This window comes from Prevotella aff. ruminicola Tc2-24, assembly GCF_900110895.1.
Lineage (GTDB): Bacteria > Bacteroidota > Bacteroidia > Bacteroidales > Bacteroidaceae > Prevotella.
The window spans coordinates 91,837-111,641 of record NZ_FOIQ01000007.1; the positions used below are offsets into that span (position 1 = coordinate 91,837).

The following is a 19,805-nucleotide window of genomic DNA, read 5'->3' on the forward strand; positions in this document are numbered from 1 at the left end:
ATCCAATTCATTCTTACCTGTCTGCTTTTTTACTTTAGTTTGACCTCGGGCACTTTGGCCTTATCGAAGTAGTACCAATAGGTGTCCTTGAAGCGGTTGTCGCCGCGTAGCTGGTTATACTGTTGGAAACGTTGGAACACGTCGCCTCGTTGGATATACGTCTCCCACTCTTTTTGTGAGGCGTCGGTGCCGGCCAGCCAGATGCACAGGGCTTCTTGATAGAGCGATTTCAGGCGGGGCTTGCCAGTCTCGATGCAATAGCGGTCGTAGTCGCGCTTGAAGCTGTCGATATCCTTCAGCAGCAGGTCGCTGCACAGGATATAGTCGAGGGCGATGGTGTTGTCAGGATTAGCATTGAGCAGTTGCATCATCAGGAAGTGAGCATTGTCTGAAATGCTTATCGTGTCGCCTGCGTTCACCATCAGGATCTTCTTCTGATAGATCTGCCGACCGTGCTGACGGATGTTCCCGGCCCATTTGCTATATACCCATGTCTTGTCGAGGATGCGCAGATACTTCTCCGCGGCCAGTGTGTCGCCGCTGACGATGTTACATTCTGCCAGGCGGCGCATCATACGGACATTACGGTTGTTATGCGAGAAGACGTTGGTCATCATGGCGGCTCGTTCCGTGAAGGTCATGTCGCCCAGTGCCCAGTAGAGCTCGTTCATGTTGCGGATGGTGAGCATGGGGGTCTCGGGACCGATCTTCTCGAAGGTGCCGAGGTAGTTTGGCGTGAACTTCAGCAGGTGGTCGGGCAGTTGGCCACGCTGGGCCTGGACCAGATTATAGAAGAACAGCATCTGGTCGGTCCATCGGTCAGAGCCTTCTATCAGTCGGATCACCTTGTCGTGGTTGCCGAAGTAGTATTCACAATCTACGGCAAAGTCTTTCTCTAAGATGAAGTCGGGCCCTTGCAGCTTCTTCATTGGTGGCAGGCCGAAGAGTAGCCATGTGGGTAACAGACCGCAGCAACAGACAACGGCTCGCTTCTTCCACCCCTTGGTGAGTGATATCAGCCACAGCAGTAACACCCAACCCATGATGGCGATGGTGGATGACAGACGGTAGCTGGTGCTGAAATGGCAGACGGCCATGAAGGTCATCAGTACCAGCGCCAGCGCCAGTGATACGATGCGGTCAACCTTAAAGTGCCTGAGAGCCCTGTAAAGGATCATGCCCGTTGCTGTCAGACAGAGCGTCAGGATGGTGGCGCCGATGTAGAGGTAGTAGTAAAACTGTGTCAGGAAGTCGCCTGTCAGTGTGGCAAGCCAACCGGGACCGGTATAGGATGATATATAGTCGCACGACCAGAGGAACAGTTGGTTCTGCTCCTGAAAGAAGAGATGGTAGGGATAGCAGAACTGGAAGAAGCACCAGCAGGTGACAGTCCAGAGTGCAATGAAGACTCCCGGGGTATATCTTAATATCTTATTTCTCACTTTCCAGAATTTTTTCCAGTTCGTTGATCTCTTCTTCCGTCGTGGCCCAACTGGTGACAAAGCGACAGATGGTATGGTGCTTGTCGGCTTGTCCGAAATGCGTGAACAGCATCTTACAACTCAGTCGGTCTACCTGTTCATTGTCGATGATGACAAACTGTTGGTTGGTGGGGGAGTCGACGTAGAACTCATAACCGTTCCTGATGAAGATATCCTTCATCCGCATGGCCATCCTGATGGCATGCGCTGACAACTTGAAATAGAGGATCTCGTCCGATTGCTCTGATAGAGGGGAGAAGAGCGCCTCGAACTGAAGACCGATCAGCGCCCCTTTGGCAATGACGGCCCCGTGCTGCTTCTGAATGGAGAAGAAATGCTTGTGGGCATTCTGGTGGGTGAAGACGACTGCCTCGCCGCAGAGTGCCCCGATCTTCGTACCGCCGATATAGAAGACATCGCAATGGCGGGCAAGATAGGGCAACGTGATGTCATTACCTTCTGCCGCCAGTCCGTAGCCGAGACGGGCACCGTCGATATAGAGCGGTATCTCGTAGTGCTGACACACCTGGTAGATGTCGTTAAGCTCCCTGGCACTGTAAAGCGTGCCGAACTCCGTCGGGAAGGTGATGTAAACCAGACCGGGGTGTACGGCGTGATCCTTGTTGCCGTCGTGCATGTAGTCGTCGAGATACTTGTCGAGCACCTTGGCCTCCATCTTTCCCTGTGTGTCGGGCAGGGTGATAATCTTATGCTCGGTGAACTCCACGGCTCCGGCCTCGTGTACGTTGATATGGCCTGTGCCGACACAGATCACTCCCTCATACTGGTAGAGCATGGAGTCGATGGTGGTGGCATTGGTCTGGGTACCACCTGTCAGGAAGAAGATCTGTGCGTCGGGCATCCCGCAGGCCTCCCGTATCCGGTTCTTGGCACGTTCGCAGAACGTATCGAAGCCATACGGGGTCGGCTTGGCACCGTTATTCTTGATCAGGTTCTCGAGCACTTTTTCGTGTGCTCCGTTGTTATAGTCACATTCGAATGAAATCATCTCGTAATTAGCTTATCTGGCTACAAAATTACGAAAAAAACTCCATTGTCGGTTGCCAAATATCAATTATTTAGTATCTTTGCAGACAAATTTGTTGCAGACTCGAGATATGTCAAAATATAAGACGACTTTCGTGGTGATTTTTTTTGTTTCTCTGATGTTTATGCTCTCATCATGGGATGGTGGGCGAAGCGGGCTGACAGGCCCCATACCACAGAGACCTCTCTACGGTGATTCCACGCAATGGTATATTCAGGACAGGGGCGGCATAGCCGATATCTTCTATGTCATCTCTACAGAGACAGGCGACCGACAGGTGGGTGGTGATACGTGTCACTTTGCCGACACCTATGATCAGGTATCGCGCGGAGCTATGTTTGTGGAGATGGCTGCTGTCGACTCGTTCTATTCCGGCAGGTTGAATTTCTATTCGCCTTTTTATCGGCAGGTATCCATGCAGTCATGGACGTCGCAGGATACGGCGATGGCGCGTATCCCTATAGCACTTTCCGACGTGAGGCGTAGTTGGGAATATTACCTGACTCATTTCAATCAAGGACGTCCTTTCGTGCTGGCTGGTTTCAGTCAGGGTGCCTGTGTCGTCAAGGAACTGATCAAGGAGATGCCCGACTCTATCTATAAGCGGATGATAGCAGCCTATGTGATTGGCTATCGTGTCACGCAGGATGAAGTGGGCCGTTATCCGAATATCATACCGGCACAAGGCGCGTCCGACCTCGGCGTGACCGTCTGCTTCAACTCCGTACGCTCTGTCGACTGTGCTATTCCCATCGTGTCTGAAGGAAATGTGGTGTGTATCAATCCTGTCAACTGGCGGACGGATACAGTGAGTACACCGTTTGTCTACTTCGGGAGACACAAGAACGATACGCTTTCTGTACGATGTGATGTCGAGAATTGTCTGCTGGTTGTCGATGGCTTCCGGGAGAGAGCGCTTCTGCCAGTGATAGGGCGCTCGGGAAACTATCATAATATGGAACTGAAGTTCTATTATCCTTATATCCGTCAGAATATTGCCGACCGTGTGGCGGCTTACATGAGTATTACCAACTAAATAATAAAAGCTATGAACAGAAAACTAATGTTTTTCGTGCTGTCGCTGGTCGCTATGGCGATGCAGGCACAGACAGCCAGAAAGTTTACAATCGACCTGACCGACGACGGGAAGGCACAGATGGTGGCGTTCCTGCCGGAGAACCCTTCTGGTAGGGCTATTGTAGCAGTGCCTGGTGGCGGCTATTCTGTCCTCTCTAACTCGCATGAGGGTTATCTCGCATCGGAGTGGGTTAACAAACGCGGTATATCCTATTTTGTGGTTAACTACCGTTTGCCCAATGGTGACCGTACTATTCCGATGGGGGATGTTCAGAAAGGTATCCGCATCGTTCGTGACTCGGCTGCCATCTGGGGCATCAACCCACATGATGTAGGTATTATGGGATTCTCTGCAGGTGGTCATCTGGCCTCTGTCGTATCGACTCTCTCCGACTATGATTCACGCCCGGACTTCTCCATCCTGTTCTATCCTGTCATCTCTATGGACGAGCGGGTATCGCACAAGTGGTCGTGCATCAATTTCCTCGGTGAGGAAGGACATAAGGACCCGGAACTCGTCAAGCAATACTCCACGCAGAATGCCGTCAGACGTCATCTGACACCTCCAGCCGTTATTATCACCTCTAATGACGACCGTGTAGTCCCGCCAGTAACCAATGGCATCGCCTACTATTCGGCGATGCGCAATGCCGGTAATGACTGCTCTCTGTTTGTCTATCCATCTGGTGACCATGGCTTTGGCTTTGGTACTTGGTTCAAATACCATGACCAGATGCTCAGCGATCTTGGTCGTTGGCTGGATCATCTCCAGACACCTTCGACAGATGCTGTAAAGGTGGCTTGCATAGGTAATAGTATTACCGACGGTCATGGCATTGACATGGCATCGGTTTTTGGCTATCCTGCTCAGTTGCAGAAAATCTTAGGAAAGGATTACTGGGTGAAGAATTTCGGTGTGGGTGCACGTACGATGCTGAATAAGGGCGATTATCCTTATATGAATGAATTGGCATGGAAGGATGCGCAGGCGTTCGATCCCGACATCGTTGTCATCAAACTCGGCACCAACGACTCGAAGCCGGAGAACTGGCAGTATGGGGCAGAGTTCAAGAAAGACCTGCAGCAGATGATCACGACCCTGCGTCCCGATCTGGCACAGCCGGTGAAGAAGAAGGGTAAGAAGGTGGCCGTTCTGCCTGCTCGTCCACAGATATATCTCTGTACGCCTATCCCGGCCTTCAAGCCGTCGTGGAACATCAGTGACTCTGTGATCGTGAATAACATCATTCCTATCCAACAGGAGGTGGCTAAGCAGTACGGACTGCAGGTTATCGACTTGCATACGCTCTTCGCTGAAGACGGTGATAAGATGCTGGGCGATGGTATCCATCCCAATGAGAAAGGGGCTCGTCGCATGGCAGAGATCATCGCTGGTGCTATCAAAGAGAAGTAACAAACAGTTGAAAGCATAAAACAAATCATCCCCCATTCTCATAGAGAGTGGGGGATGATTTGTATGGTGGGAGGTCGTTGCCTATAGGGCTTCGAGCATCCGCTTAATAACAACGGAACAGCTGATCTCGCGGTTGGCGGCCTCGGGGATGACAAGACTGTTGGCGCTCTCAATCACATCGTCGGTAACGATGAGGTTACGACGTACGGGCAGACAGTGCATGAACTTGCCATTGTTGGTCCATGACATATGCTCTGTGTCTACAGTCCAGGAACGGTCGTCGCAGGTGATCTTACCATAGTCGGCAGGGTTGGTTAAACCCGGATTGCTCCAGTTCTTGGCATAGATGAAGTCGGCTCCTTCGAAGGCTTTCTTCTGGTCGTACTCTACACAGGCATTACCGACGAACTTCGGGTCGAGCTCATAGCCTTTCGGATGGGTAATCACCAGATCCACGTCGGCTGCGTTCATCCATTGGGCGAACGAGTTGGGTACAGCCTGAGGCAGGGCGCGGCAATGGGGTGCCCACGTGAGCACGACCTTTGGTCGCTTCACTGTCTTATGCTCCTCAATGGTAATCAGATCGGCAAAGGCCTGCAGAGGATGCACGGTGGCGGTCTCCATGGCGAAGACGGGTCGGCCGCTATATTTGATGAACTGGTTGAGAACGGTCTCGGCATAGTCGTACTCGCGGTCAGTGAGTCCGGCGAAGGAACGTACGCCAATCAGGTCGCAGTAGCATCCCATCACGGGTATGGCCTCCAACAGATGCTCGCTCTTGTCGCCGTCCATGATGACGCCACGCTCGGTCTCCAATTTCCAGGCTCCGGCATTGACGTCGAGCACGATGACATTCATACCTAGGTTCATCGCGGCCTTCTGTGTCGACAGACGGGTACGAAGACTGTTGTTGAAGAAGATCATCATGAGCGTCTTGTTCTTACCCAGATGCTGATACTTAAAACGATCGTTCTTGATCTCCATGGCCTCGGCCATCGCCTTCTCTAACGGGCCGATATCTTCTACATTGATAAAACTTCTCATATGATAATACCTAATTTATCTGTTTGTTATTCTTCTAACTCAGCGGGAGCGTCATGATGAAACGGGCACCCTTGGTATAGCTGGTGTCTAGGATGATGTCTCCATCCAGTCTTCTGGCTATCGAACGGGCAACGGTCAGTCCGATACCGGTGCCGTCGTAGTTCTCATCTAACTGGACGAACTCCTCAAAGATATGCTGTGCCTCATCATGAGGAACGCCGATGCCTGTGTCCTCGACGATAAAGCGGACAGACCGCTGCGGTTGGGTGTCAACGGACAGAAGGACTTTTCCCTCCTTGGTGAACTTCCTCGCGTTGTCAAGCAGTAGTGTGAGGGCACGGATGGCGTAGTGCTGGTCCGTATGCAGCATGACAGTCTCTACCTCTGGTGTCACCTGCATGTCGAATGTGATGTGAGTGGCTTCTGAGAGCTGTGCCTCGTCGGCCGCTTGTGTGGCAATCTGAATAGCCAGTACATCATCGTTGCGGGCTATCACAGAGTGGCTGCTTGCCTCACTCAGTTCCAACATTTTGTTGACAAGCTCGGTGATGCGGTTGGTATTCTCTGTTATCCGCTGACTGATGTCTTTCCGTGTGGCATCGTCTAATGTCATATCCTCTGTCGTGAGGACTTGTGTGAAGCCGCTGAGGATATTGAGCGGGGTACGTATCTCGTGCGAGATCTGGTGGATGAAGTCTGTCTTCATCCGCGATGACTCCTCGGCACGGGTGTTGGCAATAGTCAGTTGTCTGTTTTTGTCCTTCAACTCAAGATTCTTCTCCTCCAGCTTCTTGGCTGAGCGGTAGCTCAGAAGCATGATAATGAACAGGGTGACGAGAATGAGCAGTGCGATACCGATGATAAACCGTTGTCTGTCTTGCTGGCCTTTGGTCCGTATCTCGTCGAGTTGGAAGATGGTATTGAATTCGTCCAATTGTATGCGCATGTCACGGGCAAAGGTTGAGTCCTGCTGCTCGTAGAGAGAACGATAAAGACGGGCGGCATCGGCACTGCGGTTTGCCTTCATCAAGATCTCACCGCGAATCAGACGGGCGGGTTTCCAGTCGTCATTGGCCATCATAGGGACGTAGGCGTCACTCAGTGTGACGGCCTGTTCAATATTCCCGTTGAGCATGGCAAGATGGGCACGATGCACCAGTGACAGGTAGTGGTAGTAGTTGTCTTGAGGTGCTTTGTTCAGTTGTTCTGCTTTCGCCAACTCCTCATCGGCCTCCTGTAGTCGTGAGAGTCCCATCAGGGCACTGGCTTTCTGGAGGTGTAGTTCGATGAGAACACGCTTGGTCGACACCTTGGTGAGATCGCCTCCATACTGCGCCAGCAACTGTTCCCACTCATTACAATAGGACAGTTCTGAGGCATACTCTTTCTCGTTGTCCAGTGCCTCGCAGAGATAACCGTAGGCACGGCTCATCTCACTGAACCTGTCGTCGCCCTCTCCCTTCAGCAGATCGATACTGTGCTTGTAGGCTTTGATGGCCTCACGGTTGTCAATCTCCAGATAGAAGAAGCCCATCTGCTGGTAGGCAATGGCACGTCCTCGGTTGTTGTTATGCTGTTGGGCATGCTCAAGCATACGCTTGGTCTCGAAGAGCGCTGTCTGTGGTCTCTTGCTGAAGTAGTAGGCCTCTGCCAACAAACGCCATGTTCTGTAATAGTATGTCCATTGATCGTGCTCTTCCATCCATCGCATCTGCTTGGGTGCTTCAATGATGACCAGACTATCTTTTTGGGCACGTGATATCAGAGAAATCTTCTCGCGTCGTAACATGGCGGCGGAGTCGATCTTTCCTTCTCGTTCAACTCTCTCGGCGGTCTTTTCAATTCTGGCCAGAATGGTGTCTAGAGTGTCTTCTGCGACGATAGGTAGACAGCAGCAGACTGAAAGGATGACGGATAATAATACTCTTATACGCATAGGTCGTTACGGTCTTATTTGTCCTTCTCCCTCAATGAGCCATTTGTAGGTACAGATCTCTTCCAGGGCCATAGGACCGCGCGGACCGAGCTTCTGGGTGCTGATGCCGATCTCTGCTCCGAGACCGAACTGTGCTCCGTCGGTAAACGAGGTGGGGGCGTTCCAGTAGACGCAGGCCGCATCGACATGTGCTTGGAACTGACGGGCGGTCTGCTCGTCTGCGGTGATGATCGCCTCACTGTGTCCACTGCCTTTCTCATCAATGTGGACAAGTGCCTCGTCGAGTGAGGCAACAGTCTTAATTGCCAGTTTGTAGTCCATGAACTCAGTGCCGAAACTGTCGACAGTAGCATGCTCAAGATATGGGTAGTTGCCGTCGAGAGCAGCGAAGGCACGTTCGTCGGCATAGATGGTGACATGCTTCTCTGCCATCTTCTCGCAAAGCACAGGCAGATCATTAAGGCGACTCTCATGGATTAACAGACAGTCGAGTGCGTTACATACAGAGACGCGGCGTGTCTTGGCATTGTTGATGATAGCCTTACCCATCTCCAGATTACCGTCTTTGTCGAAATAGGTGTTGACGACACCTGCTCCAGTCTCAATGACCGGCACGCGAGCTGTATCACGAACGAAATCGATGAGCTTACGTCCGCCCCGTGGGATACATAAGTCGATATAGCCCACGGCATTGAGCATCTCACCGGTTGCCTCATGGGTAGCTGGCAATAGGGCAACAACGTCCTTGCTAACCCCATATTGCTCTAGTACCTCGTGGATGAGTGCCACCTCCTCGCGGTTGGAGCAGTCGGCATCTTTACCACCTTTCAAGACACAGGCGTTACCGCTCTTGAAACAGAGAGAGAAGACATCGAACGTGACGTTAGGGCGTGCCTCATAGATCATGCCGATCACCCCGAAAGGCACACTAACCCGACAGAGACGTAGGCCGTTGGGTAGCGTCTTCTGTTTGGTGATGTGTCCGAGAGGTGTGGGCAACGTGGCAACATTCCGCATGTCGTCGGCAATACCCTCTAGTCGCTGAGGCGTCAGCATCAGTCGGTCGTAGAGGGGATTAGACTTCTCCATCTTGGCTAGGTCCTGGCCGTTGGCGACAAGGATTCGCTCTTGTTGGCGGATAATGGTATCAGCCACGGCATTCAGAATAACCTTCCGCTGCTCGTCGCTTAACAGAGCGAGGCCTTTGCTGGCCTGTCTCACACGCTCAAATGTCTCTTTCAGTTGCATGGCTTTTATTATTTTCTGTGGACTGTCAGACTAACGCGACACTTGTCGTCTTCTGAATAATCCTTCAGTCCTGTTGGTCTTTATGATACTACGAACTCTGTATGTGGTGTCGTCTCTGGGCGCTCAATGAGGTCAACGAGGATGTTTTCACGCTCTCCGTTGGCGATGATAACGCGGATACCTGCCTGTTGCACCTTCTGTGCGGTAGTATATTTGGAGTGCATGCCACCACGACCAAAGGCGCTCTTCTCGGCCTTGATGTACTGCGACAGGTCGCGCCCGGGTTTCACCTGTGGGATGATGTGCGACGAGGAATCGTCGGGATGCCCGTCGTAGATGCCGTCGATATTCGATAGCAGGATAAGGGTGTCGGCTTCCATCATCTGGGCGATGAGGCCCGAGAGTTCGTCATTGTCTGTAAACATCAGCTCGGTGACGCTCACCGTATCGTTCTCGTTGACGATAGGCAACACATTGTTCTCCAGCATCACGGTCATGCAGGCGCGTTGATTGCGGTACTGCTCGCCGGGCTCGAAGTTCTCCTTCATAGTGAGCACTTGTCCCACGTGAATGCCGAACTCACGGAACAGGTCGTAGTATAGACCTACGAGCTTCACTTGACCGACAGCAGAGAAAAGCTGGCGCTGCTCTACTGAGTCGAGAGAGTGGTCGACGGTCAACTCCCGTCGTCCGCAGGCCACTGCACCCGACGAGACGACGATGACCTCTATGTCCTGCTTTCGCAACCCTGCTATCTGGTCGACCAGTGCCGACATGCGTGTCACGTCGAGCTTCCCGTCTTTCCGAGTCAGCACATTTGAGCCGATCTTTACAACAATTCGTTTCATATCCTTTAATTGATATTCTTATTTCTCTGCATCCTTCTGTCGGATCTCCACGCGACGGATCTTTCCGGAGATGGTCTTCGGAAGCTCGTCAACGAACTCGATGATTCGGGGATACTTATATGGTGCGGTCTCATTCTTTACATGTTGTTGCAACTCTTTGATGAGATCGTCACCGGCCTTGTTCTTCCATTCTTTTCCGAGTACGACTGTAGCCTTGACCACCATGCCTCGGATGTCATCAGGCACACCAGTGATGGCACACTCCACTACGGCAGGGTGGGTCATGAGGGCACTCTCTACTTCGAACGGGCCAATGCGGTAGCCAGAACTCTTGATGACATCATCGATACGGCCCTCAAACCAGTAGTAACCGTCCTCGTCACGCCATGCCATGTCACCCGTATGGTAGATACCATCGTGCCAGGCCTCGCGCGTCTTCTCGTCGTCACGGTAGTAACCCTTGAACAGACCGATAGGCTTCTTGTCGCCTACACGCACAACAATCTCGCCTTTCTCTCCATCCTCGCACGACGTGCCGTCGGCGCGTAGCAGGTCGATATCGTATTGGGCGTTAGGAATACCCATGCTTCCGGGCTTCGGTGTCATCCATGGGAAGGTACCAAGTGTCATGGTGGTTTCTGTTTGTCCGAAACCTTCCATCATCTGGATACCTGTTTTCTCCTTGAACTTGTCGAAGACGGCGGGGTTCAGGGCCTCACCGGCCGTGCAGCAATACTCGAGTGAACTGAGATCGTACTGCGACAGATCCTCACGTATCATGAAACGGTAAATGGTCGGAGGAGCACAGAAGCTCGTCACATGGTATTTTTCCATCTGTCGGAGGAGTGTGTCGGCATTGAATTTCTCGTGGTCGAATACAAAGACCGTCGCACCAGCAAACCACTGTCCATAGAACTTCCCCCATACGGCTTTGCCCCAGCCCGTGTCAGCCACGGTGAGGTGCAGTGAGCCTTCGTGAAGGTTGTGCCAGAAGACACCCGTCGTTAGATGTCCCATGGCATAGAGATAGTCGTGTGCCACCATCTTCGGTTCACCGCTCGTTCCACTGGTGAAATACATCAACATCGTATCGTCGTTGGTGTTGACGAAGGCGGGCCTTACGAACTTCGGAGCCTGCTTCCATTCTGTCTGCCAGTCATGGAATCCTTCAGGAATCGGTTTGCCGTGGTCGGTGATTGTGATATATTGCTTCACCGTTGGACTCTCAGGTATGGCGGCCTGTATCTGACTGACGACATAAGGGTCGTCGACGCAGATGATGGCCTTGACGGAGGCGCGGGTGTTGCGATATACGATGTCATGCTTGGTGAGCATATGGGTCGCGGGGATGACGATGGCGCCAATCTTATGCAGGGCCAGCATCACTACCCACCACTCATAACGGCGCTTCAGAATAAGCATCACGGGGTCGTTCTTGCCGATGCCGAGCGACAGCAAATAGGAAGCTGCCTGATCTGTCTGCTCCTTCAGTTGTCCGTAGGTGGTTCGTATCTCTTCGCCTTGGTCGTTGGTCCAAAGGATCGCTAATTTCTCCGGAGCTTCCTCCGCCCATGCGTCCATTACGTCATAGGCGAAATTGAAGTTCTCAGGAATGATAAATTCCAGATTCTTATTGTAGTCCTCAACAGACGTGAATGTCGTCTGTTTCAAAAATCTTTCTACCATATTATAATGCTTCAATCATTCAATTCTTTAATCCTACTCGACGGTGAAGGCAAGGAACTTCACGGGCTTGTCGCCGATAGCTAGCATACCGTGTGGCTTGCTTGAGTCAAAGTAGATACTGTCGCCCTCTTCCAGGATTATGGTCTTTCCGCCGATATAGAGTTCCATCGCTCCTTCCAATACGAGGTTGAACTCCTGACCGGGGTGGGTGTTTTTGTAGACTGTATGTGCTTCAGGCTTCGGTTCTACTGTCACAATGAACACGTCGGCCTTATGGTTCACAAAACCACTTACCAGACTCTGGTATTTGTATGCCTTCGTGCGCTCAACACTCATGCCTTGTCCCTTGCGCACCACGAAGTACGACTTCATGTGGGGAGCCTCTGCGAACATCAGTTCTTCGGCGGAGACGCCATATTTGTGAGCGATCTTCATCAGGTTGGAGATGGTAATATCAACCTCGCCGTTCTCAATCTTCTCATACTTCTCGAGCGAGATGCCTACGGTGTCGGCCACCTCCTGCGCTGTCAGGTCGAGCACGTCGCGCAGTCCGCGCAGGCGTTCACCTATTTGCTTTAACTGTTCGTCCATATTATATTTGTTGTTATCGTTCGTCAATGACTTTATAATCAGCGTATCTCTTCTTTGGGAATACGAAAATATCATCGTTGATGCCACCGGCCTGAAAGTCAGCGAAGGTGATGGTCGCCCAGAAAATGGTCACTTTGATGCGTAGCCGCTTAGGGTAGTAGTCGCCTCGGGTGAGCAATGCCTGAACCTGTCTGATACTGCCTTTGGCGCCTGACTTGGCCTTTAGCGTCACTAGGAACCCTTCGGGAGCTTCGGCGATGGAATAAGTGAAATCATCAGGATAGAACTTGAACTTCTGCAATTTGTCATCCTTCTTGTTCACCTTCGGGTCGTGGAGCTCAACGATATGTTTGTTCTGTCGTACGATATGCTTCAGATCACCGTTGTCCCAGATGATGGTATTCTTATGCTGCGACTTACTTTTGTTGCCCTTGTAACAAGCCGTACCTTCCTCCTTATAGAGATGCAGGATATTAATTTTATAGGAGAATCTTACGCCCTCCGGCCCGAAGAAATGATTATACGCCGTCTGGAAGATACGACGTGCCTGTCGCTCGTTTGGGGTCATTCCCGTATCCTGCTCGCCTACATGTGTTCGCCCCTGTGCTAGGGTTATCATACACAGACAGGAACAGCAGAGTACTAGAAATCTCTTGATCATTTCAGTCCGGCTTTGAGTCCGCGGATGACGGCAGAGGTGAAGCCGGCATGCTCCATCTCATTAAGTCCTTTGATGGTTACACCGCCGGGAGTCGTCACAAGATCGATGGCCGCCTCCGGATGCATGCCGCTGGCTTCAAGCAGTTCTACTGCACCCTTTATGGTCTGCATGACGATCTTCTTGGCATCGTCGGCCTTGAAGCCCAACTCTACACCACCTTCCGATGCGGCACGGATATAACGCATGGCATAGGCGATGCCACAGGAGGCGAGGGTCGTACCTGCTGCCAGATGTTGTTCGTCTGTGATGAGGGTGTTGCCCATCTCGTTGAAGATGTCGGTGACGGTCTGGGTATCCTTCCCCGAGGCCCCTACGGGCACGATGAAGGTCATAGAGGCCATCTCGGCAATGGCAATGTTCGGAATCACTAGGAATAATGGAGGACAGTTATCACCCAACCACTCTTTGATGCTTGCAGATGAAACACCGGCAGCAATTACTATCAACAATTGCTTCTTAGCGTTCAGCTCTGGCTTGATGTCTTTCAAGACCCGTTCCACAAGCCATGGCTTGACCACAACGCAAACGATGTCTGCAGTGTCGGCTGCTAACTTGTTGTCAGTGGTAACGTTGACACCTGTCTTTGCGAACTTCTCTACGACAGCCTGTGACGGATCACTTACTGTGATATCCGCGTTTTTAAACTGTTTGCCTTTGATGAGCCCTTCTACGGTGGCACCACCCATGGCGCCAGCTCCAATGACTGCTATCTTCATAATACTCGCTTTAATCGTTCAATAAAATCGTCTGCATTTTGTTTTGTCAGACATAGTGGCGGTAATAGGCGCAGAATCTTTTCTCCAGCACAACCGGTGAAACAGTGCTCCTGATGGATGAGTGGCAACCGCACTTCCTTGTGGGGAATGTTAAGATCGATGCCGATCATCAGACCGCGTCCACGAACATCGGTGATATGGCTCTTCCCCTTTGATTTCAACTCGTCGTTTTTCAGGTCCTTCAGTTTCTTAATCAGGTACTCGCCGGTATCATGGGCGTTCTCAACCAGATGCTCCTGCTCGAAAACATCGAGCACGGCCAGTGCTGCCGCACAAGCTAGATGATTTCCGCCGAAGGTTGTGCCGAGTTGTCCATAGACTGGTACGAAGTCGGGACTGATGAGTACGCCGCCCATCGGGAAGCCGTTGGCTATACCTTTTGCCACGGTGATGATATCGGGCTTGATACCCAACCATTGGTGAGCGAAGAACTTTCCGCTCCGACCGTAGCCGCATTGAATCTCATCGCAAATCAGGACTGCACCATAGCGTTTACACGCATAAGCCAGTCCTTGAGCAAACTCAGGGGTGGCCATTTGGATTCCACCGACACCCTGAATGCACTCCAGAATCACGGCTGCCACACCACCTTTTGACAGTTCGCGCACCCATGGCTCAAGATCATTCAATGGCAGAAACCGTGTATGGTGGTTGTCGTTGATCGGAGCAATGATCTTCGGATTGTTGGTCACCTCGACGGCAAGACTTGTTCGTCCGTGAAAGGCCTTCTCACAGGAAAGCACTCGTGTGTTGCCTGTTTTGAAAGAGGCAAGCTTTAGTGCATTCTCATTGGCTTCTGCACCAGAGTTGATAAGGAAAAGTTGGTAGTCATCGTAGCCACTGATTTTACCAAGACGCTCTGCCAACTCTACCTGTAGTTTGTTGATGACGGAGTTGGAGTAGAACCCCATCTTATTGAGCTGCTCAGACACTTTCTCTATGTAGTGTGGATGCGAGTGGCCGATGCTGATTACTGCATGCCCGCCATAGAGGTCCAGGTATTCCTGTCCCTTGTCGTCCCATACCTTACAACCCTGACCCTTGACGATGTTCACGTCGAAGAGCGGATATACGTCGAATAGTTTCATGTTATTAAGTCTATAATCGTTTGCAAAGTTACGGCAAATATCCGAAAACACGTCACATTCTTCAGTCTTTTTGCACGTTTTTTTGTGTTCCTTTAGAAAGCGGATGCCTTTAGTCTCAGACCGGTGGTCTCATCAATGCCGAACATGATGTTCATGTTCTGAACGGCCTGACCTACGGCACCTTTCAGTAGATTGTCGATGCAGGAGGTGATGAGCAACTTATTGCCATACTTCTCAACATGCACCAGTGCTTTGTTGGTGTTTACCACCTGTTTCAGGTCGATGGGCTTGTTGCAGTAGTGAGTGAAAGCCGCATCATGATAGAAATCCTGATAAACTTTAATTACATCTTCTACAGGAGCCGTAGTCTTGACGACGGCGGTACAGAAGATTCCTCGGGCGAAGTCACCACGATAGGGGATGAAGTCGATGTCGGCATCGAGCGTGCCTTGTACTTGTTTCAAACTCTGACGGATTTCTGCGATATGCTGATGCTGGAATGGCTTATAGATGCTCAGGTTGTTGTTTCGCCAAGAGAAATGCGTGGTGGCACCGGGCTTCTGTCCGGCACCAGTCGAACCAGTGATGGCATTGACTGCAACATCTTCTTTTAAGAGCCCCAGATGAGCGGCAGGCAGAAGCGCCACTTGGATGCATGTGGCAAAACAACCGGGGTTGGCTACATGCTGTGCCTTCTGAATCTCGATCTTGTTGATCTCCGGCAGACCGTATACATAGTCGTGGTCACCTTTGATACGGAAGTCCTGTGCCAGATCGATGATTTTCACATTCTCAGGAATTACGTGCTCCTTAAGAAATTGTTCGCTCTTACCGTGCCCGAAACAGAAGAATACAACATCTACCTTGTTGAAGGGCATCTCATTGGTGAAGCATAAGTCTGTCTCACCCACAAGACCCTCGTGCACGTCACAGACCGGATTGCCGGCATTGCTTTCCGAATTGGCAAATACGATTTCTGTTTCTGGATGGTTGAGTAGCAGACGGATGAGCTCGCCGCCCGTATACCCTGCTGCGCCAAGTATTCCTACTTTAATCATCTCGTAATCTGTTTAATCCGTGACTTATCTTTTCTCGTCTTTATGTATTCCGTAGTAGACACGGAGAGGCGTAGAGCTAACCTTGATGAAACCTTTGGCCTCGTCGGCAGTCCAACCGGTCTGCGTCTCACCGTATTCACCGAGTTTGCTCTTTGTAAGGTCATTGTCAGAGTCAATACCGACGGTCTCAAAGCCATAAGGACGGAGTTTCAGGATGGCGGTACCAGTCACGTTACGCTGACTGGAGGTCAGCATGGCCTCGATATCTGGCATAACAGGCTCTAGATACTGGCTCTCATGCAGGAACATACCATACCAGTTGGCTACTTGATCTTTCCAATACTGCTGCCACTTCGAGAGTGTTGACTTCTCTAACAGGCGGTGTGCCTCAATAATCAGTTTCGGTGCTGCGGCCTCGAAACCTACACGACCCTTGATGCCGATAATTGTGTCACCTACATTGGCATCACGACCGATGGCATATGAGGCGCCAATTTCCTCAATTTTCTGGATGGCTTTGATCTTGTTACTAAACTGTTCTCCATTGACTGCTGTGATTTCTCCTTTGTCGAAGGTAATCTTCAGTGTGGCTTCCTTCTCTGTTGCTGTGACGTGCTTCAAATAGGCCTCCTCAGGCAGCCCCTGTGTGGGGTCAAGCAGTTCACCACCGCAAATGCTGGTGCCCCAGATGCCCACGTTGTAACTATACTTCAGTTTGGTAAAGTCTGCAAAAAAACCGTGGTCGTTCAGGTAGTCTACTTCTTCCTTGCGGGTCAACTTTTGGTCACGGGTCAAGGTAATAATCTCTACACCTGGAGCCATCACGAGGAAGGTCATGTCGAAGCGGATCTGGTCGTTGCCTGCACCTGTAGAGCCATGCGCAATGGCATCGGCACCAATCTCTTTGGCATAACGGGCAATGGCGATAGCCTGGAAGATTCGTTCGCTGCTCACACTGATAGGGTAGCAATTGTTACGTAGCACATTACCGAAGATCATGTACTTCAGCGATTTCGCGTAGTACTCTTGCGTCACGTCGAGCGTTATGTATTGTATGGCGCCCAACTTGTAGGCGTTCTCTTCATTTTTCTTTAACTGTTCTTCACTGAATCCGCCGGTATTGGCGCATGCTGCATATACGTCCCAACCTTCCTGGGCTAACTTCATCACTGTATAGGAGGTGTCTAGTCCTCCAGAAAATGCAACTACAACTTTTTTGTTTGCCATATTTCTTGTTTTTTTTTATGTCTTGACTATTTATTTCTTCTCTGTTCCATCGATCTTATGGATGCGCTCGATAACGTCGTCTGGAATTTTTGCAGGTAAATGCTCTGTCGGGTCGTACAGCATGGCTGTACAGATACAATACTTACGACCTGTACGATGTAGTACGTCTACGTTACAGCAGCCTTCGCATCCTTTCCAGAAAGCCTCATCTTCCGTGAGATCGGCAAAGGTGACGGGCTGATAGCCAAGGGCTGTGTTCATGGCCATCACTGCCGCGCCACTAGTCAGCGAGAAAATTTTGGCATGTGGCCAACGGGTGCGCGCGAGCGTAAATGTCATGTCCTTGATACGCTTTGCCACATGATGGCCGCGAAAGTCCGGATGCACAATCAGACCGGATGTCGTGACGTATTGTTGATTCTCCCAAGTCTCAATGTAACTGAAGCCGGCAAAGGTTCCGTCTTTCGTCAGTGCGATGACGGCCTTAGCTTCCAGCATCTTTTTGGTCAGATACTCATGCGTCCGCTTGGCGATTCCTGTACCGCGTACCTTTGCGGCTTCAGCAATCGTCTCGAGGATGGTGTCGACGTATTTCTCATGTTCTGGTCCCGCCACCAGGACCTCTATTTCTCCTTTTTCCATTGATTCTCAATTGTCAATATCAACTTAGGCTCTGCTTCGATGGTTCTCACAGAGTCCTAAAAAATATTATTATTTTAGTTATTTCATGTTAGGAACGACATCGCTCAGTGCCTCGACAATCTCCTGATGTCTGATACCTTCTTTGATTACAATGAAAATAGTGTCGTCGCCGGCAATGGTTCCTAGAATCTCGGGGATGTCGCTGTTGTCGATGTTCCAGGCTATCGAACTGGCATAACCGGGACGTGTCTTGATGATACCCATGTTACCTGAAAAATTGATGCTCACAAAACCAGGTACTTTCATCATTTCACGGATGCTGTTAGGGGTGCTAACGCGTTTGTACATCGTCTCGTTCGGAAGTACGTACACATAATTGCCACTCATAGAGGCCGCCTTTGCCACTTTCAGTTGTTTCAGATCTCGGCTTAGTGTTGCCTGTGTCAACTTGAAACCTTCTTTCTGGAGGGCGGTCAACAACTCGTCTTGACTACCCAGTTGCTGACTTGAGATAATCAGGCGTAATGCCTCTAATCGGTTGTTTTTTACTTTCATTGTGGTATATTTATTCAGAATTTGGGTGCAAAATTATACAAATTCTTGCATATAACCAAATGATATTGCGTAAATCTTTTGCGAATTAATGAATATTAGTGAATAAATATGCCTCTCGTCGTATATCCGAGAGGCATAATTGCATAGATATAAGAAAAACTTTCAGAATGATCACTTCGTCATGTCGAAACCGACACGCACACCGTCGTAGTTCTTGCTCAAGTCGCCAATCGTCTGCAGGTTGGCATTGCCGCTCAGGGCAGACATGGTCTGAAGTAACGTCAATAATTTCTTGGCCTCGAAGAGAATAGAGATGCCGTTGATCTCTTTCTTCGCATAGCAGTTAATCGACAGAAGTAGTCCCTTCAGTTTGATTTGCTGGGAAGCCTCGTCGAAGGTGTAGTTGCCGCTGAATGGGGTGCCGGCAATCTTTGATGAGAAGGTCCCGTCCTGTTTGAAGGTGATGTAGGTGTTGTTGGCTGAGATACCTACCTGCTTGTAATAGGGCAGAAGTTTTTCTTCAATTTGTACGGCGGCCACTTCACCGCCGGCTTTTGCCAATAGATTCTCGCTGGTAAATGCGCAACCGGGACCTTTGTATTGCCAGTCTCCAATTAGGCTCTGCGCCTTCACTTTGTCAAGACCGATGACGCTTGTGACCGCATTGACGATGCCACCGCCATTGGCCATGGCATTCATCACTTGACCTAAATTCCCGCAACTGACCAATGCTATACATGCAAGGGCCATCATTCCAATTTTAATCTTTTTCATCTTACTATACTTTTAATATCGTGGATAATATCATAATAATATTGCTGCGAATTTACGACATATTTTCCAAATTCACAAGAAAAATCTGCAATTATCCTGTAAAACCACCAATTTCTTCTTCTGTCTTTTCTCTGTCATGCGAGTGCTTAAGCTTTATTTGTTCTTGGTGTCTATGTCAAACTTGTATGAGGGAGAGAAGATGTCATATTCTGTTTCCTCTATAATATATAATAAGGTGTGCCTTGCATTTGTGCTTGATGTTGGTCAAGAGGGATAAAAATTTTGCATATAAAATGAAATTTTTCCTGGAAAAGTTTTGGTGGTTCGGAAAAAGTGTGTACCTTTGCATCCGCTAACGAGGAAACGACCTCTGTAAGCGACGAAAGAAAGAGTTCTTTGAAAGATTTACATAGACAGAAGTAGTACAAGAAGCGAGAGCATTGTAGTGATGCTCTTGGGTAGAAGAAACGAACCGTTTATTCTTTTAAACAATTACTTGATACTGGATAGTCGTTCTGAGACAGATAACATTCCGTAATGGATAAAGATATTTTTTACAGTGAAGAGTTTGATCCTGGCTCAGGATGAACG

At 50.2% G+C, this 19,805-nt stretch carries 18 protein-coding genes; 2 read left to right on the top strand and 16 right to left on the bottom strand.

The genetic code is table 11. The features are described 5' to 3' along the window. Positions 1–29: 29 nt before the first annotated feature. Together BMY63_RS12045 and BMY63_RS12050 are read right to left on the bottom strand one after the other, a co-directional pair. Entirely contained in the window at positions 30–1,442 is a 1,413-nt protein-coding gene (locus tag BMY63_RS12045; RefSeq protein ID WP_091917079.1) for a DUF6057 family protein, read from the bottom strand. Next, positions 1,432–2,490 carry a threonine aldolase family protein gene (locus tag BMY63_RS12050; RefSeq protein ID WP_091917081.1) on the bottom strand — a complete coding sequence of 353 codons (1,059 nt, stop codon included), beginning with the start codon at positions 2,488–2,490 and terminating at the stop codon, positions 1,432–1,434. The genes BMY63_RS12045 and BMY63_RS12050 overlap by 11 nt, the downstream gene beginning before the upstream one ends. A 109-nt stretch (positions 2,491–2,599) precedes the next feature. Between BMY63_RS12050 and BMY63_RS12055 the strand changes: the two genes are divergently transcribed. Both BMY63_RS12055 and axeA1 read left to right on the top strand, forming a co-directional pair. Continuing rightward, entirely contained in the window at positions 2,600–3,565 is a 966-nt protein-coding gene (locus tag BMY63_RS12055) for a DUF3089 domain-containing protein (protein ID WP_091917083.1), read from the top strand. Between the two features lie 12 nt (positions 3,566–3,577). After that, complete coding sequence (gene axeA1 / locus BMY63_RS12060) at positions 3,578–5,020, top strand: acetylxylan esterase AxeA1 (RefSeq protein ID WP_091917085.1); 1,443 nt, start codon at positions 3,578–3,580, stop codon at positions 5,018–5,020. Between the two features lie 81 nt (positions 5,021–5,101). On the opposite strand, the gene BMY63_RS12065 is transcribed toward axeA1, so the two are convergent. The 14 genes from BMY63_RS12065 to BMY63_RS12130 all read right to left on the bottom strand — a co-directional run bounded on the left by BMY63_RS12065 (position 5,102) and on the right by BMY63_RS12130 (position 19,214). Next, positions 5,102–6,064: a Rossmann-fold NAD(P)-binding domain-containing protein gene (locus BMY63_RS12065; RefSeq protein ID WP_091917087.1), complete on the bottom strand. Its 963-nt coding sequence runs from the start codon at positions 6,062–6,064 to the stop codon at positions 5,102–5,104. Between the two features lie 34 nt (positions 6,065–6,098). Then, entirely contained in the window at positions 6,099–8,000 is a 1,902-nt protein-coding gene (locus BMY63_RS12070; RefSeq protein ID WP_091917089.1) for an ATP-binding protein, read from the bottom strand. Between the two features lie 6 nt (positions 8,001–8,006). Further along, a complete protein-coding gene (locus BMY63_RS12075) occupies positions 8,007–9,248 on the bottom strand; it encodes a glutamate-5-semialdehyde dehydrogenase (RefSeq protein WP_091902007.1) in 1,242 nt (413 codons plus the stop codon). A gap of 80 nt (positions 9,249–9,328) precedes the next feature. Then, positions 9,329–10,096 carry a glutamate 5-kinase gene (proB, locus tag BMY63_RS12080; protein WP_091902010.1) on the bottom strand — a complete coding sequence of 256 codons (768 nt, stop codon included), beginning with the start codon at positions 10,094–10,096 and terminating at the stop codon, positions 9,329–9,331. A gap of 18 nt (positions 10,097–10,114) precedes the next feature. Continuing rightward, positions 10,115–11,782, bottom strand: a complete 1,668-nt coding sequence (locus tag BMY63_RS12085; protein ID WP_091902012.1) for an AMP-binding protein — start codon at positions 11,780–11,782, stop codon at positions 10,115–10,117. Positions 11,783–11,815: 33 nt separating this feature from the next. Further along, entirely contained in the window at positions 11,816–12,373 is a 558-nt protein-coding gene (locus BMY63_RS12090) for a helix-turn-helix domain-containing protein (protein ID WP_091902062.1), read from the bottom strand. Between the two features lie 13 nt (positions 12,374–12,386). Further along, positions 12,387–13,034: a hypothetical protein gene (locus tag BMY63_RS12095; RefSeq protein WP_143065796.1), complete on the bottom strand. Its 648-nt coding sequence runs from the start codon at positions 13,032–13,034 to the stop codon at positions 12,387–12,389. Further along, positions 13,031–13,810 (bottom strand): pyrroline-5-carboxylate reductase family protein, encoded by a 780-nt coding sequence (locus tag BMY63_RS12100; RefSeq protein ID WP_091902016.1) that lies wholly within the window; start codon positions 13,808–13,810, stop codon positions 13,031–13,033. Before BMY63_RS12100 ends, BMY63_RS12095 begins: the two co-directional genes overlap by 4 nt. Then, a complete protein-coding gene (locus BMY63_RS12105) occupies positions 13,807–14,958 on the bottom strand; it encodes an aspartate aminotransferase family protein (RefSeq protein WP_091902018.1) in 1,152 nt (383 codons plus the stop codon). The genes BMY63_RS12100 and BMY63_RS12105 overlap by 4 nt, the downstream gene beginning before the upstream one ends. 92 nt (positions 14,959–15,050) lie before the next feature. Then, positions 15,051–16,016, bottom strand: a complete 966-nt coding sequence (gene argC / locus BMY63_RS12110; protein ID WP_091902020.1) for an N-acetyl-gamma-glutamyl-phosphate reductase — start codon at positions 16,014–16,016, stop codon at positions 15,051–15,053. Positions 16,017–16,040: 24 nt separating this feature from the next. Beyond that, positions 16,041–17,243: an argininosuccinate synthase gene (locus BMY63_RS12115; RefSeq protein WP_091902023.1), complete on the bottom strand. Its 1,203-nt coding sequence runs from the start codon at positions 17,241–17,243 to the stop codon at positions 16,041–16,043. Positions 17,244–17,273: 30 nt separating this feature from the next. Further along, the gene (locus tag BMY63_RS12120; protein WP_091902025.1) at positions 17,274–17,885 is read right to left on the bottom strand and encodes a GNAT family N-acetyltransferase; all 612 of its coding nucleotides are present in this window, start codon (positions 17,883–17,885) and stop codon (positions 17,274–17,276) included. Positions 17,886–17,963: 78 nt separating this feature from the next. Then, positions 17,964–18,440 (bottom strand): arginine repressor, encoded by a 477-nt coding sequence (argR, locus tag BMY63_RS12125; RefSeq protein ID WP_091902026.1) that lies wholly within the window; start codon positions 18,438–18,440, stop codon positions 17,964–17,966. Positions 18,441–18,611: 171 nt separating this feature from the next. Next, the gene (locus BMY63_RS12130; RefSeq protein ID WP_091902029.1) at positions 18,612–19,214 is read right to left on the bottom strand and encodes a DUF4923 family protein; all 603 of its coding nucleotides are present in this window, start codon (positions 19,212–19,214) and stop codon (positions 18,612–18,614) included. Between the last annotated feature and the right edge of the window lie 591 nt (positions 19,215–19,805).

Bases quoted from the DNA above. Each gene is read 5' to 3' on its own strand.
- BMY63_RS12055 (WP_091917083.1), top strand. From the start codon at position 2,600: ATGTCAAAATATAAGACGACTTTCGTGGTGATTTTTTTTGTTTCTCTG.
- axeA1 (WP_091917085.1), top strand. From the start codon at position 3,578: ATGAACAGAAAACTAATGTTTTTCGTGCTGTCGCTGGTCGCTATGGCG.
- BMY63_RS12130 (WP_091902029.1), bottom strand. From the start codon at position 19,214: ATGAAAAAGATTAAAATTGGAATGATGGCCCTTGCATGTATAGCATTG.
- BMY63_RS12065 (WP_091917087.1), bottom strand. From the start codon at position 6,064: ATGAGAAGTTTTATCAATGTAGAAGATATCGGCCCGTTAGAGAAGGCG.
- BMY63_RS12075 (WP_091902007.1), bottom strand. From the start codon at position 9,248: ATGCAACTGAAAGAGACATTTGAGCGTGTGAGACAGGCCAGCAAAGGC.
- proB (WP_091902010.1), bottom strand. From the start codon at position 10,096: ATGAAACGAATTGTTGTAAAGATCGGCTCAAATGTGCTGACTCGGAAA.
- BMY63_RS12115 (WP_091902023.1), bottom strand. From the start codon at position 17,243: ATGGCAAACAAAAAAGTTGTAGTTGCATTTTCTGGAGGACTAGACACC.
- BMY63_RS12085 (WP_091902012.1), bottom strand. From the start codon at position 11,782: ATGGTAGAAAGATTTTTGAAACAGACGACATTCACGTCTGTTGAGGAC.
- BMY63_RS12100 (WP_091902016.1), bottom strand. From the start codon at position 13,810: ATGAAGATAGCAGTCATTGGAGCTGGCGCCATGGGTGGTGCCACCGTA.
- BMY63_RS12105 (WP_091902018.1), bottom strand. From the start codon at position 14,958: ATGAAACTATTCGACGTATATCCGCTCTTCGACGTGAACATCGTCAAG.
- argC (WP_091902020.1), bottom strand. From the start codon at position 16,016: ATGATTAAAGTAGGAATACTTGGCGCAGCAGGGTATACGGGCGGCGAG.
- BMY63_RS12050 (WP_091917081.1), bottom strand. From the start codon at position 2,490: ATGATTTCATTCGAATGTGACTATAACAACGGAGCACACGAAAAAGTG.
- BMY63_RS12090 (WP_091902062.1), bottom strand. From the start codon at position 12,373: ATGGACGAACAGTTAAAGCAAATAGGTGAACGCCTGCGCGGACTGCGC.
- BMY63_RS12070 (WP_091917089.1), bottom strand. From the start codon at position 8,000: ATGCGTATAAGAGTATTATTATCCGTCATCCTTTCAGTCTGCTGCTGT.
- argR (WP_091902026.1), bottom strand. From the start codon at position 18,440: ATGAAAGTAAAAAACAACCGATTAGAGGCATTACGCCTGATTATCTCA.
- BMY63_RS12095 (WP_143065796.1), bottom strand. From the start codon at position 13,034: ATGATCAAGAGATTTCTAGTACTCTGCTGTTCCTGTCTGTGTATGATA.
- BMY63_RS12120 (WP_091902025.1), bottom strand. From the start codon at position 17,885: ATGGAAAAAGGAGAAATAGAGGTCCTGGTGGCGGGACCAGAACATGAG.